The organism is Aeromonas sp. R10-2 (assembly GCF_040908445.1).
GTDB lineage: Bacteria > Pseudomonadota > Gammaproteobacteria > Enterobacterales > Aeromonadaceae > Aeromonas > Aeromonas veronii.
This window is the reverse complement of record NZ_JBFODS010000037.1, coordinates 1-13,616: the sequence shown is the minus strand read 5'-3', so window position 1 is coordinate 13,616 and position 13,616 is coordinate 1. Positions and strand designations below refer to the sequence as shown.

Sequence of the window (13,616 nt, the reverse complement as noted above, 5' to 3'; positions counted from 1 at the left end):
GTTCGCCTGTCGCTGTGATCTGGCAGGCATCGGCACGCCAATCTGCTATGGAGCATCCATGCTTGTTTTCCTGTTGTGCACTTTTCTGATGATCATTCTCTATCCGGTCGGGATCGATCTCTATCTGGTCGCCGTGCCCCAGATTGCCGATACCCTGCAGGCGAGCGAGGCGCAGATCCACACCGCCTTCTCTATCTATCTGTTCGGTATGGCGGCCACCGTGCTGCTGGGGGGGATGATTGCCGATCGCTACGGGCGGCGCTGGGTGGTGCTCGGGGGCGCGCTGATTTTTGTCCTTGCCTCGCTGGTGGCAGGCAATGCGGAGGGGATTGGCCAGTTCTATTTCGGCCGTTTCTGGCAGGGAGTCGGGGCGGGGGCGCTCTATATCATGACCTTTACCGTGCTGCGGGATGTGCTGAGTCAGGAGCGGTTGGCGATGGCGCTCTCGATGATTAACGGGGTGATCTGCGTGATCCCGGTGCTGGCGCCGGTGCTCGGTTACCTCATCCTGTCCCATTTTGACTGGCGCGGGATCTTCGTGGCGATGGCGCTGGTGGCGGCCATCAGCGGTCTGGTGAACTTGTTGCTGCTCAAGGAGACCCGTCCGGCTCGGCAACCGGGGAGTGGTGCTGCGCTGCCCTTTGCCCTGCTGCGCTCCCCGCGCTTTATGTTGCTATCCCTGCTGACCAGTGCCAGCGTGACCTCTATTCTGGTCTATGTCAGCGTCTCGCCGCTGATCCTGATGAAGGAGTTTGGCTTCACTACCGAGCAGTACTCCATCGTGATGATGGTGATGGCCGGCGTGAGTATGTCCACCTCCTTCCTGACGCCCCTGCTGTTGCGCTGGTTGGGCAAACAGAAAGTGCTGGCGGTGTCTCATCTCTGCTATCTGCTGGCGGCGTGCTCACTGTTCGGCAGCTGGCAGACGGGGGGCGATATCCATCTGCTGCTGCCGGGATTTGCACTGGTCTGTGTCGGCTTCTCCTGTGGCTTCGGGGTGGCGATGGGGGAGGCGCTCGATGGTTGTCAACACAATGTGGCGTTCGCCAGCGCGGTGCTCTGCATCATGCAGATCAGCCTCTCCGGCCTCTATATCTGGTTGCTTGGCCAGCTCGGCTTTACTCCGTCCGAGATGCTGATCTGCGCTCTGCTGCTGGCACTGCTCAGTTACCTGGCTGTCAAAGGGCTGTTACCATGGCTCGCGCTTCGTGAAGCGCGGTCGCAGGGCTGATGGAAGATGAGAGGGGATATGCGCAATCTGGGTGAACTCGATTTGAACCTGCTGGTGGTATTCAAGTACCTGATGCAGGAGCGCAGTGTGGCAGGGGCGGCGAAAAAGCTCTGTGTCACTCCGTCGGCGGTGAGCAAGTCTTTGGCCAAATTGCGGGAGTGGTTTGACGATCCCCTGTTTGTACGGGTACGGCAGGGGTTGCAGCCCACCAACCTCTCCCTGACCCTGGAGGAGGAGCTGAAGGTCTGGTTCCAGCTCACTGACAGCATCACCTCGCTTAATCGCGAGGCGATCCCCGACGGTGCCCGCTTCACGCTGGTGATGGAGTCCCCCTTCTACATCAGCTTCCTGAGCGATCTGCCCATGACCATCTATGAGAAGTACCCGAAATCGGTGGTCAGGATGCTGGGGTGGGATCACCACTCCCTCAACGACATCGTCAATGGCGATGCGGATCTCGGCTTCTGCGCCCGCGAAACCCATGGCCGTTCTCGGGCCAAGGTCAATCGGTTGCCCTACTACATCGATCACGAGGTGCTGTTCAGCGATCGCCCAGTGGTTTTCCTGCGCAAGGATCATCCCCTGCTTGAGCAGAAGTGGTCGCTGGAGAATTTTCTGGCCTGCCCCCAGATCAGCATGGTGTGGGAAGCGAACGATACCTGGGCTCTCGACAGTCTGCTGGAGGATGAGGGACTGAAGCGGGAGGTACCCATCATGGTTTCCAGCTTTGAGCAGGCGCTGCATATCGCCTCCCAGTCGAGCCATGAGCTGATTGCGGTGGCACCCTCCTACTGCGGTGGTTATGCCAGTCGGCATCACGGCAATCTGATCGCCATGCCGCTGCCGCTACCGGAGAAGCTCTATGCCCAGCTGGAGATCGCCTTTATCCTGCTATGGCACAAGCGGCACAATCAGGATGCCAAGGTGATGTGGCTGCGCAACGAAATTCGGCGACTCTACAACGATGAGTCGCCAGGTTAATGTTGCAGAGACGGTGCCCATTTATCAGCCGGAGCCATCTGCTCCGGCTTTTTGTTGTCGCATCGCCCTGATGAGTGGGCTTTGCACGACTGAAGTGCCGAGTTCGGGTTCAAGCTGTGTGCCATTCAACTCTCTTTATGCACAGATTGCCCTTAGTTGCACGTCTCGAGTGAAGCTCTTTTCACGAAAAAAATTCATGTGGTTTCATTAGAAAACTTCACTAATGGTCGATTTTAAAGTGTGATCGACCATTAAGTTCCTGTATTTGCAGTGATATAGCATGACACCCCTTGGAATGGCGGGGTTAGATAGCGCCTCTGCAGTGTGATAGCCAGTAGAGCGCGGAGTGAGCCAGCCCCACAGGTCGTCTGTGGCCGTGTCATGCCCCGGCTATCTGGCCACCAGCCATGAGTGACGGAGCAGAGGGGAATAAGTATCAAGGTTGATAAACCGGCTTGAGTAAAGGGATGCAGCAAAGGTAGAACCCGGAGCCGGTAACTGTACTGGGAGACGCCACTCACCATCCCCCGATAACCCGTAATTGAAACCGGCTAGATGAAAAACACCTTTCATCGAACGGGGCGCTTGCACCCGAAAATAGCCAGATTGGCAGGCTGACTGTGCTCTCCGTTATAGCAATGGCGGGCAAAAAATAGTGCGGCAGCCACCATCAGATTAATAAAAATAAATCTCAGCAAAGGCAGGTTACTATGCGTCCAGCAACAGCACCGACCGGGTTGTTACAACAACCCAAACCCTTCTTTATGATATTTTTCGTCGAACTCTGGGAGCGCTTCGGTTATTACGGCGTGCAGGGGATATTGGCGGTCTTCTTTGTGCAACAACTGGGATTTTCCCAAGAGCAATCCTTTATTACCTTCGGTGCCTTCTCGGCGCTGGTATATGGCCTGATTTCGGTCGGTGGCTATGTCGGTGACCATGTTCTCGGCACCAAGCGCACCATGGTGCTGGGGGCCGTAGTGCTGGTGATAGGCTACTTTATGACCGGTCTGTCGATCTACAATCCCGACCTGATTTTCTATGCGCTGGGCACCATTGCAGTCGGTAACTGCCTGTTCAAGGCCAATCCGGCCAGCCTGCTGTCAAAATGCTACCAGCCAAAAGATCCGCGGCTGGATGGGGCGTTTACCCTGTTTTATATGTCGATTAATATCGGCTCCCTTATTTCCCTCTCGCTCGCGCCGGTGATTGCTGATCACTACGGCTATACCGTGACCTATAACCTGTGCGGGGTGGGGCTGATTATTGCGCTGCTCACCTTCTTTGCCTGCCGCAATATGGTCAAGGATATTGGCTCCGAGCCGGATCACCTGCCACTTAATTACAGCAAGCTGCTGCTGGTTATATTGGGCTCGGTAGCCATGGTCTTCTTCTGCGCCTGGCTGATGCACCACGTGGTGATCGCCAACATGGTGTTGATGACGGTGACCATCGCCGTGGTGATCTTCTTCTTCCGCGAGGCATTTAGGCTCGACAGCGTGGGCCGCAACAAGATGTATGTGGCCTTCGTGCTGATGCTGGAGGCAGTGCTCTTCTACGTGCTGTATGCCCAGATGCCGACGTCTCTGAACTTCTTTGCCATCAACAACATGCACCACGAAATGCTGGGCATGAGCGTCAACCCAATCAGCTTCCAGGCGCTCAACCCCTTCTGGGTGGTGGTGGGTAGCCCGGTACTCGCGATGATCTATACCCGGATGGGCAGCAAGGGGCGGGATCTCACCATGCCGCTCAAGTTCACCCTCGGGATGTTCTTCTGTTCGCTGGGCTTTCTGACGGCGGCGGCATCCGGCTGGTGGTTTGCCGATGAGCAGGGGCTGACCTCCCCCTGGTTTATGGTGCTTATCTACCTGTTCCAGAGTCTGGGCGAGCTGATGATCAGTGCCCTGGGACTGGCGATGGTCGCCGCGCTGGTGCCACAACGCCTGATGGGCTTCATTCTCGGAATGTGGTTCCTGACTCAAGCGATGGCGTCCCTGCTGGGTGGCTATGTGGCGACCTTTACCGCCGTGCCGCAAGGGATGACGGATCCGCTGCAAACCTTGCCGATCTACACCGGCGTATTTGGCAAGATCGGGATGGCGACCCTGCTGATTGCGGTAGTGATGGGGCTGATGGTGCCCTGGCTCAACCGGATGATGAATGCGACGCCGACAGAGGCCGAGGGGCTGGTCGCGGGTCAATCACAGGCGTAATGAGGGGAGGATAGTGCGAGACAAGGCAAGGGCGGCGACCCTTGCCTTGCTGTTGATGATTTAGATGTACTGCTCTTCCATCCAGGCTTCGACGATCAGCTGCGCCGATACCCCGTCCACACTGCCTTTTTCCAGCGCGCGATAGCCGCCTCGCTCAAACAGCCGGGCGCGGGCATCTGTGGTGGTGAGTCGCTCATCCTTGAACTCCACCGGTTTGCCGAAACGGCCATGCAGCCGGTTGCCGAATTTGCGGGCCCGTACCGTGATCTCCTGATCGGTGCCATCCATGTTCAGCGGCAGACCGACCACCAGCAGGTCCGGTTGCCACTCCTTGAGCAGCTTCTCGATTTCGTCCCAGTTGGGGATGCCGTCGTTGGCCTTGAGGGCGCGCAGAGGCTGGGCTGTGCCAGTCAGCTCCTGACCGATGGCGACGCCAATGCTCTTGGTGCCATAGTCAAAGCCCATGATGCTGCGTGATGACATAACTGATAAATCCTCGAAATAGAGAGCGGAGCGGGCCAGCCGATCAGCTGTGGCCGATATCGCTGGAGAGGTGAACCGGGTTCACCCCTATGCTGGCGGCAGCTTGCTGCCAACGTTTGTGAATGGGGGTCTTGAACACCAGAGCCGGATTGGGGGGGATCACCAGCCAGGCGCCATCCACCAGCTCCTGCTCCAGCTGCCCGGCGCTCCAGCCGGCATAGCCAAGGGCCACCAGCCAATGGGCAGGGGCTTCGCTCGTACCCAGAGTTTCCAGAATATCCTTGGAGGTGGTCACCATCATCTCATCCCCCACCTGCAGGGTGGAGTTGAAGCCGGGTCGGAAACTGTGCAGCACGAAGCCGCGATCGGCGTGAACCGGCCCCCCTTGCAGCACCGGCTGCTTGAGCTCCGGGTTGTTTGGCGGGTTGAGCTGGAGCTGGGTCAGCATGGTTTCCAGCGACATCTCGACTGGAATGTTGACGACCAGTCCCATGGCGCCCTCTTCGTTGTGCTCGCACAGATAGACCAGCGAGCGCTCGAAGTAGGGATCCGTCAGGCTTGGCATGGCAAGCAGGAAGTGATTTTGCAGTGTTTGCATAGAGGCCAAATAGTGCAAAGGTATTTGAGGTCAATTATGGCAGTTGATCCCCATGGGAAAAACCGCTTTTTGGGCTGGGCGAGATCCTGCCCCTTTCCGGATTGTCTTGAAACAGAAAGGGTGGCGCCGGGCCACCCTCTCTGTTTTGGGGCTTGTCGGGGACGGGTTACCCCTGAACAGGCCGGTTAGCCTGCCTGGCGATTATTTGCCCAGCCGACGCTCGATGGCATCCATCAACATGCCGGTGATGTGCACGTCGAAGGCCGCTTCAATTTCGCGAATGCAGGTCGGGCTGGTGACGTTAATCTCGGTCAGGCGATCGCCGATGATGTCGAGGCCGACGAAGATTAGCCCTTTCTCTTTTAACGTCGGGCCCACCGCGCGGGCGATGGCCCAGTCGGCGTCGCTCAAAGGTCGCGCCTCGCCACGGCCACCGGCCGCCAGATTGCCACGGGTCTCCCCCTGCGCCGGAATGCGTGCCAGGCAGTAGGGTACCGGTTCACCGTCCACCACCAGCACCCGCTTGTCGCCATCCTTGATGGCGGGCAGATAGGTCTGCGCCATGCAATATTGGCTGCCGTGGGCGGTCAGGGTTTCGATAATCACGCCGACGTTGGCGTCATCTTCCTTCATGCGGAAGATGGAGGCGCCGCCCATGCCGTCCAGCGGCTTGAGGATGACGTCTTTGTGCTTCGCGTGGAAGGCGCGCAGCTTGTCGGCGCGGCGGGTCACCAGCGTGGTCGGGGTGTGCTCGGCAAACCAGGCGGTGTAGAGCTTCTCGTTGGCGTCACGCAGACTCTGCGGCTTGTTGACGATAAGGCAACCCTCATCCTCGGCTCGCTCCAGCATGTAGGTGGCATAGATAAATTCGGTGTCGAACGGCGGATCCTTGCGCATCAGGATCACATCGAGGTTGGAGAGGGGCTGATCCACCACCTCGCCCAGCGTGTACCAGTCGGCGTAGTCATATTTGACGGTGAGCGGGCGCATGGTACCAAAGGCACGACCTGCTTCCATGTAGAGATCCTTCATCTCCAGATAGAAGAGCTCATAGCCGCGCTTTTGCGCCTCTTCGAGCATGGCAAAGCTGGAATCTTTCTTGATGTTGATGGCCGAGATGGGGTCCATCACGATGCCGAGTTTAATGGTCATCCGCTGTTCCTTTTTAATGGCTCGATAGGGTTGTAGGGTCGATTAGCGCAGCGTAATCGTCCGCTTGAGGCTGCGTCGATGCAGCCTATTTTATCAAGCGAGATCGCCAAAGCGGCACTGCAGCGCAGTTATCGCAGTCAGGGCGGCAGTTTCGGTGCGCAGCACCCGCGGCCCCAGCAGCATCTCTTTGAAATCTTCCTGCACGGTACGGGCGATCTCGTCGCTCGACAATCCCCCTTCCGGGCCAATCAGCAGGCGCACGCCGTGCTCGGGAACGGGCAGGGTATTGATGCTGTACTCGGCGCGCGGGTGCAGGTTGAGCTTGAGCTCCTTGGTCTCTTCCGCCAGCCAGGCGTCCAGCTCCATCGGCATACGCACTTCGGGCACCACGTTGCGGCCGCACTGTTCGCAGGCGCTGATCACCACCTTCTGCCACTGCTCGCGCTTCTTCTCCAGTCGATCTGCCGGCAGCTTGACGCCGCAGCGTTCGGAGAAGAGCGGGGTAATGCAGGTGACGCCCAGCTCCACCGATTTCTGGATGGTGAAATCCATCTTGTCGCCACGGCTGATCACCTGACCCAGATGGATGGCCAACGGTGACTCCACCGATTGGGCATCGCAGCGCTCGATGGTCACTTCCACCGACTTCTTGCCGACGCTGGCGATGGTGGCGGGATATTGATTGCCATCGCCGTTGAACAGCTCGAGCTGCTGGCCCGGCTGCATGCGCAGTACCCGGCCGATATGGTTGGCGCCGTCTTCCGACAGGGCGATGGTCTGGCCAACTTGCAGGGTGGCCGGTTCATAGATACGTGGAATGCGCATGTCTGCTAGTCAGTCTCTTGCTTGGAAACCCTTCATATCCTGCGGCGAGCAAGGCTCACGCGGCAGAAGGAAAGAGTTTCATGATAGGAGGGGCGATCCCCCTCCTAGGTCAAATGGGGTTATTGGCACTGCTTTTCAATAAAGGGATTGGTATTGCCCTGCAGCTTGCCGATGCGGCGGTTACGCTCGCACTCCCAGCCTTCTGCCGGGTACTGCCTGTCCCAGGCTTCAAACAGTTTACGCTGTTGCGCTGCCAGACGCAGCCCATACTGCTGGCTCATGTAGAGGTAGGCGCGGGCAATCTGGCCCCGTACCGGCCCCTTGGGCGGCTGCACCCGACGATCCTTGAAATCCACCAGCATCTGGCACTGGCCGTACTGATCCGGCTTGCCGTTCCAGTCGGAGAAGCGGTAGTTGGCCCGATCGCCGTTCACCTCGCCAATGGCGGGGAAGAGGTTGTGCATGTCCCCCTCCATCTTGTTGAACTCGGGGCTCGCTTTTTCGCAATTCTTGCGACCGCCATCCTGCCAGCACTGCAGCTGGTGGCCAAACTCCCAGGCGGGCACCACGTGCTCCCACTCGATGCGGGCGGCGCGTTTGGCCTGCTTGCGCGGCTCATAGCCGCAACTGGCGAGATCCGGGCTCATTTTCTTGCCCTGATAGTCGATGTCGCAGCCGCAGTAGAAGGTGGTGACCGCAGGCTGGCTGCGATAGAGCTTCACCAGATCCTGCTTGGCTTCGCGAAAGGTCTGGGCGTGCAGGGGGGCGCTGAGCAGCGGTAAACCGGCCAGCAGGGTCAGGGCGAGGGAGGAGATGAAACGCATGGGATTCCTTGCAAACGGGGTGATTGACGAACGATGGCGGGCACCCTACCACAGGGGCGCGACACAAGCTGGCTTACTGCTCTGGCTCCGGCCGTTCCCGCTCCAGCGGCTGCTTGCAGCGACGACAGTGATAGCGGGCCTCGCCACGCACCACCTTGTTGTGGCGGCGAATAGAGAGCTGATGCTGCTGGCAGTGACAGCGATAGGGCACGGTGCGCTGGGCCAGTACCGCCAGATCGAAGCTGTGGGTGGTTCTGGGCTCAAGGCCGAACACCTCCCGCATTACCGATTGCCACTGGCGGCCGTGGGGCAAGACCCGGCTTTTGCCACGTCCTTCTCCCCACAGGGCGTGTACCAGCAGATGGGCCACCTCGTGGGGCACAACCTCATCCAGAAACGCCTGCTGGTTGGCCTGATAGAGGGCGGGATTGAAGCGCAGCTCCCAGGTTTGCAGCCGCGCCGATCCCGCCGCCCGGCCCCGCATATTGCAGTAGATCCGCGGGCGTGGGAAGGTGCGGCCAAGGCGCGCCTCGGCCTGCACAAAGCAGGCTTCTACACGTTGTTGCAGCAGGGCGACAAGCTGGGCAGGAGTGGCAGACATCAACATCTCGTCAAATGGCGGATAAGCAAAAGGGGAGCCAGGCTCCCCTTTTATCACAACAGCGAGCCTTACAGGCCAGCGGCAGAACGCAGCAGTTCGGCCTTGTCGGTCTGCTCCCACGGGAACTCGTCGCGACCGAAGTGACCGTAGGCAGCGGTGGCCTGATAGATTGGGCGCTTCAGATCCAGCATTTCGATCAGGCCATACGGGCGCAGTTCGAAGTGCTCGCGTACCAGCTTGACCAGCAGCTCTTCGGCGACCTTGGCAGTGCCGAAGGTCTCGACGCTGATGGAGGTCGGCTCGGCCACGCCGATGGCGTAGGAGATCTGGATTTCACAGCGATCGGCCAGACCGGCGGCAACGATGTTTTTGGCAACGTAGCGGGCGGCGTAGGCTGCGGAGCGGTCAACCTTGGACGGATCCTTGCCGGAGAAGGCGCCACCACCGTGACGGGCCATGCCGCCGTAGGTGTCGACGATGATCTTGCGACCGGTCAGACCGCAGTCACCCATCGGGCCGCCGATAACGAAACGGCCGGTCGGGTTGATGAAGTATTTGGTGTCCTTGTTGACCCACTCGGCCGGCAGCACCGGCTTGATGATCTCTTCGCGTACCGCTTCAACCAGATCTTTGTGGCTGATGGATTCGGCGTGCTGGGTAGACAGAACAACTGCATCAACACCGATGATCTTGCCTGCGTCGTCGTAGGCAAAGGTCAGCTGGCTCTTGGCATCCGGACGCAGCCACGGCAGGGTGCCGTTCTTGCGCACTTCGGCCTGACGCTTCACCAGCAGGTGAGAGTAGGTGATGGGGGCCGGCATCAGCACGTCGGTTTCGTTGGTGGCGTAGCCGAACATCAGGCCCTGGTCGCCAGCGCCCTGCTCCAGCGGATCGCTGCGGTCAACACCCTGGTTGATGTCCGGGGACTGCTTGCCGATGGCGTTCAGCACGGCGCAGGAGTCGGCGTCGAAGCCCATGTCGGAGTGGGTGTAGCCGATTTCACGTACGGTATCACGCACGATCTCTTCGATATCAACCCAGGCAGAGGTGGTTACTTCGCCGGCCACCATGACCATACCGGTCTTGACCAGGGTCTCGCAGGCGACACGGGCCTTGGTATCTTGCTTGAGGATGGCGTCCAGTACCGCATCGGAGATCTGGTCCGCAATCTTGTCGGGATGGCCTTCGGAGACCGACTCGGAAGTAAACAGCTTTGCCATGATAAGAGTCTCAGCTTGTCTGGGTTATCGCCACGGCAATAACCGGATGAATGGGATGGTGTAGAGGTATCTACATCTGGACGTCTATTTTAATTAGCGCCCCCCGTGATTGCCAGCACTATTTTGTCGCGCAGTGTCCAATGGGTTACAAGCGGTGCTCTCCTATCCCGAAAGGGATGGAAATCAAACGTTTTTCTCTGGTTGCTTTGGTCAATAAAGGGCAAGAAAAGCGATTGTCCTCCCAAAGCCACTTTATTCATCCAGATAATATTTGCACGCCGCGCGCCCTGCTGGGACAATAACGCGCCTTAATCTTGGCCATCAAATGAAGCAATCGCAGGAGATTCAGATGCCTTCTCGTAAAGAGCTTGCCAATGCCATTCGTGCATTGAGTATGGATGCCGTTCAAAAAGCCAACTCCGGTCACCCGGGCGCCCCCATGGGAATGGCGGATATCGCCGAAGTGCTGTGGCGTAGCCACCTCAGACATAACCCGAACAACCCCAAGTGGGCCGACCGCGACCGTTTCATTCTCTCCAACGGCCACGGCTCCATGCTGCTGTACTCCCTGCTGCACCTCTCCGGTTATGACCTCTCCATCGACGATCTGAAAAACTTCCGCCAACTGCACTCTCGCACCCCGGGTCACCCGGAGTACGGCTATGCACCGGGCGTTGAAACCACCACTGGCCCGCTGGGTCAGGGCATCACCAATGCCGTTGGTATGGCGATCGCCGAAAAAGCCATGGCTGAGCAGTTCAACCAGCCGGGTCACGACATCGTTGACCACTACACCTACGCCTTTATGGGCGACGGCTGCCTGATGGAAGGTATCTCCCACGAAGCGTGCTCTCTGGCAGGTACCCTGCAACTGGGCAAACTGATCGCGTTCTGGGATGACAACGGTATCTCCATCGACGGTCACGTAGAAGGCTGGTTCACCGACGACACCGTCAAGCGTTTCGAAGCTTACGGCTGGCACGTTATCCCGGCTGTTGACGGTCACAGCCCGGAAGCCATCAATGCCGCCATCGAAGCCGCCAAGGCCGAGACCGGCAAGCCGACTCTGATCTGCTGCCGCACCATCATCGGTTACGGTTCTCCGAACAAATCCGGTTCTCACGACTGCCACGGCTCACCGCTGGGCAACGACGAGATCGCCGCTGCTCGTGCCTTCCTGAAGTGGGATCACGCGCCGTTCGTTATCCCGGCCGATATCGCTGCCGAGTGGAACGCTCAGGAGAAGGGCGCTGCACTGGAAGCCGACTGGGCTGCCAAGTTCGCCGCCTATGAAGCCGCTCACCCGACTCTAGCTGCCGAATTCAAGCGCCGCACCGCTGGCGAACTACCGGCCAACTGGGCTGCTGAATCCGCCAAGATCATCGAAACCCTGCAAGCCAACCCGGCCAAGATTGCGACCCGTAAAGCGTCCCAGAACTCTCTGGAAGCGTTCGGCAAGCTGCTGCCGGAGTTCATGGGCGGCTCTGCCGACCTGGCGCCTTCCAACCTGACCATGTGGTCCGGCTCCAAGTCTCTGACCAACGACGATGCCTCCGGCAACTACATCCACTACGGTGTACGCGAGTTCGGCATGTCCGCCATCATGAACGGTATCGCCCTGCACGGTGGTTTCATCCCCTACGGCGCTACCTTCCTGATGTTTATGGAGTACGCCCGTAACGCCCTGCGCATGGCCGCCCTGATGAAGCAGCGCGCCATCTTCGTTTACACCCACGACTCCATCGGTCTGGGTGAAGATGGCCCGACTCACCAGCCGGTTGAGCAGATCGCCTCCCTGCGTCTGACTCCGAACATGAGCACCTGGCGTCCGTGTGACCAGGTTGAATCTGCCATCGCCTGGAAACACGCCATCGAGCGTACCGACGGCCCGACCTCTCTGATCTTCTCTCGTCAGAACCTGGCCCAGATGGACCGTACTGCCCAGCAGCTGGCCGACACCGCCAAGGGTGGCTACGTGCTGAAGGATTGCGCCGGTACTCCGGAGCTGATCCTGATCGCCACCGGTTCCGAAGTGGAACTGGCCGTTGCCGCCTATGAGCAGCTGACTGCCAAGGGCCGTGCCGTGCGCGTGGTCTCTCTGCCGTCTACCGACGTGTTCGACGCCCAGTCTGCCGAGTACAAAGAGTCCGTCCTGCCGTCCTCCGTCACCAAGCGTGTGGCCATCGAAGCCGGCATCGCCGACTACTGGTACAAGTACGTCGGTTTCGGCGGCAAGATCATCGGTATGACCACCTTCGGTGAGTCCGCCCCGGCCGAGCTGCTGTTCAAGGAATTCGGCTTTACCGTGGAAAACGTGGTTGCGACCGCAGAGTCCCTGTAATAGCTGACTATTGGGCCACGATGGCTCAATAGCCGGAACGATAAAACGCCCTCCATCGCAAGATGGGGGGCGTTTTTTATTCACATTAGAGATTTTTATTAGTGTTGATTTGTTATATAAAAAGCTTTTATCCTTGATTATGTAAGTTCAGATATAGAAAAATAATTCACGACGATGCATAAAAGGATCAATATGGACCGTTTTCGGTTGATAACAAAAAAACTATTAAGTACTAATTATAAGAACCGACATTCCGCACCTGATTTAGGAATAAATTTGCCGATAGCGCTCACCCAATACCTCCAAAATGATCTGCTGGTCTCCTGTTAGCTCCGTTACTTGTGGCGGAGCTTCTCCCAGTCGATATTCATGGATGCCACCAAAGCGCAAAAAGATCCAACGGGCCGTCGGCTGCTGGGTCGGTTTCTTTTTCATATCCGCCACACTGCGATTCTGCTCCACTAATCCCTGCCGGATCCGGTGCTCCAACGCTGCGTAAATCATCAGGCTACAGGTCATCACCATGAGCAACGCTTCAATCCGCTCCGGCTTTTTCAGGTACAGTGAGGAGGTTAAAAACTCCGGGCTCTTGAGAAAACGAAAGCCCCGTTCGACATTCTGCTGCGCTTTATAGGTGGCCAAAAGTTCGGCCATGGTCAGCGTATCGCTGTGGTCATTGGTCGCCAGGATGAACACCCCGGTCTGGTTGCGGGCCTCTTCAACGCAAGCCAGGCTAGTTGCCGCCAACCCAGTGATTTGAAACTGATGGCCAATTGGCTCTTCGCCACGCTTGGGTCTGCCACGTCCTGTATAAACGGGTTCACCTACCACTTCGGCATCCAGTTGCAGCAGCATCAAGCTGGCGGTAAAACAGCTCAACTCAGCTTGGGCATCCGCCTCACAAGCAAAGCGTCGGGCACACAATTTGGCGAAGGCTTTGAGCTCGCGGGTACTGTCTTTGAGCAGGTTTTTGGCCAATGTCTGCTGCTCGCGGTGGCTGGCTTGTTCGCTGCGCACCAGCAACCAACGTTGCGCGACCCCGGCATAATTCGCGTGTTGCCAACGGCCATGATAGCCATTGCCCAGAGCGGTCAGCGGTTGTGCACCTATGGTTGCCACGGCCTGCTTTGCCTCATTGAGAGTG

At 58.4% G+C, this 13,616-nt stretch carries 11 protein-coding genes and 1 pseudogene; 4 read left to right on the top strand and 8 right to left on the bottom strand.

Annotation, left to right across the window (positions count from 1 at the left end):
* Positions 1-58: 58 nt before the first annotated feature.
* The 3 genes from AB5Y97_RS09390 (at position 59) to dtpB (ending at position 4,428) form a co-directional block, all read left to right on the top strand.
* On the top strand, positions 59-1,231 hold the full coding sequence (locus tag AB5Y97_RS09390) for an MFS transporter (RefSeq protein ID WP_103251476.1): 1,173 nt from the start codon (positions 59-61) through the stop codon (positions 1,229-1,231).
* An 18-nt stretch (positions 1,232-1,249) separates the two neighbouring features.
* Positions 1,250-2,212: an HTH-type transcriptional regulator YidZ gene (gene yidZ, locus AB5Y97_RS09385; protein ID WP_103251477.1), complete on the top strand. Its 963-nt coding sequence runs from the start codon at positions 1,250-1,252 to the stop codon at positions 2,210-2,212.
* A 710-nt stretch (positions 2,213-2,922) separates the two neighbouring features.
* Positions 2,923-4,428, top strand: coding sequence for a dipeptide/tripeptide permease DtpB (gene dtpB, locus AB5Y97_RS09380; protein ID WP_103251478.1), 1,506 nt, complete (start codon positions 2,923-2,925; stop codon positions 4,426-4,428).
* A gap of 60 nt (positions 4,429-4,488) precedes the next feature.
* Here dtpB and ruvX read toward each other — a convergent pair whose 3' ends face one another.
* The 7 genes from ruvX to metK form a co-directional block, all read right to left on the bottom strand.
* On the bottom strand, positions 4,489-4,911 hold the full coding sequence (ruvX, locus tag AB5Y97_RS09375; RefSeq protein WP_103251479.1) for a Holliday junction resolvase RuvX: 423 nt from the start codon (positions 4,909-4,911) through the stop codon (positions 4,489-4,491).
* A gap of 43 nt (positions 4,912-4,954) precedes the next feature.
* Positions 4,955-5,509 carry a YqgE/AlgH family protein gene (locus AB5Y97_RS09370; RefSeq protein ID WP_005349793.1) on the bottom strand — a complete coding sequence of 185 codons (555 nt, stop codon included), beginning with the start codon at positions 5,507-5,509 and terminating at the stop codon, positions 4,955-4,957.
* Positions 5,510-5,710: 201 nt separating this feature from the next.
* The gene (gshB, locus tag AB5Y97_RS09365; RefSeq protein ID WP_103251480.1) at positions 5,711-6,661 is read right to left on the bottom strand and encodes a glutathione synthase; all 951 of its coding nucleotides are present in this window, start codon (positions 6,659-6,661) and stop codon (positions 5,711-5,713) included.
* 93 nt (positions 6,662-6,754) lie between these two features.
* Positions 6,755-7,486, bottom strand: coding sequence for a 16S rRNA (uracil(1498)-N(3))-methyltransferase (gene rsmE / locus AB5Y97_RS09360; protein WP_041208100.1), 732 nt, complete (start codon positions 7,484-7,486; stop codon positions 6,755-6,757).
* A gap of 119 nt (positions 7,487-7,605) precedes the next feature.
* Positions 7,606-8,310 (bottom strand): endonuclease, encoded by a 705-nt coding sequence (locus AB5Y97_RS09355; protein ID WP_021229195.1) that lies wholly within the window; start codon positions 8,308-8,310, stop codon positions 7,606-7,608.
* Between the two features lie 73 nt (positions 8,311-8,383).
* Complete coding sequence (locus tag AB5Y97_RS09350) at positions 8,384-8,911, bottom strand: SprT family zinc-dependent metalloprotease (RefSeq protein WP_058057891.1); 528 nt, start codon at positions 8,909-8,911, stop codon at positions 8,384-8,386.
* 68 nt (positions 8,912-8,979) lie between these two features.
* A complete protein-coding gene (gene metK / locus AB5Y97_RS09345; protein ID WP_005338519.1) occupies positions 8,980-10,131 on the bottom strand; it encodes a methionine adenosyltransferase in 1,152 nt (383 codons plus the stop codon).
* Positions 10,132-10,480: 349 nt separating this feature from the next.
* Between metK and tkt the strand changes: the two genes are divergently transcribed.
* Complete coding sequence (tkt, locus tag AB5Y97_RS09340; protein ID WP_005338517.1) at positions 10,481-12,472, top strand: transketolase; 1,992 nt, start codon at positions 10,481-10,483, stop codon at positions 12,470-12,472.
* Positions 12,473-12,736: 264 nt separating this feature from the next.
* Here the strand turns inward: tkt and AB5Y97_RS09335 are convergent.
* Positions 12,737-13,616, bottom strand: a pseudogene (locus tag AB5Y97_RS09335) (IS1634-like element ISAs25 family transposase); the annotation flags it as partial.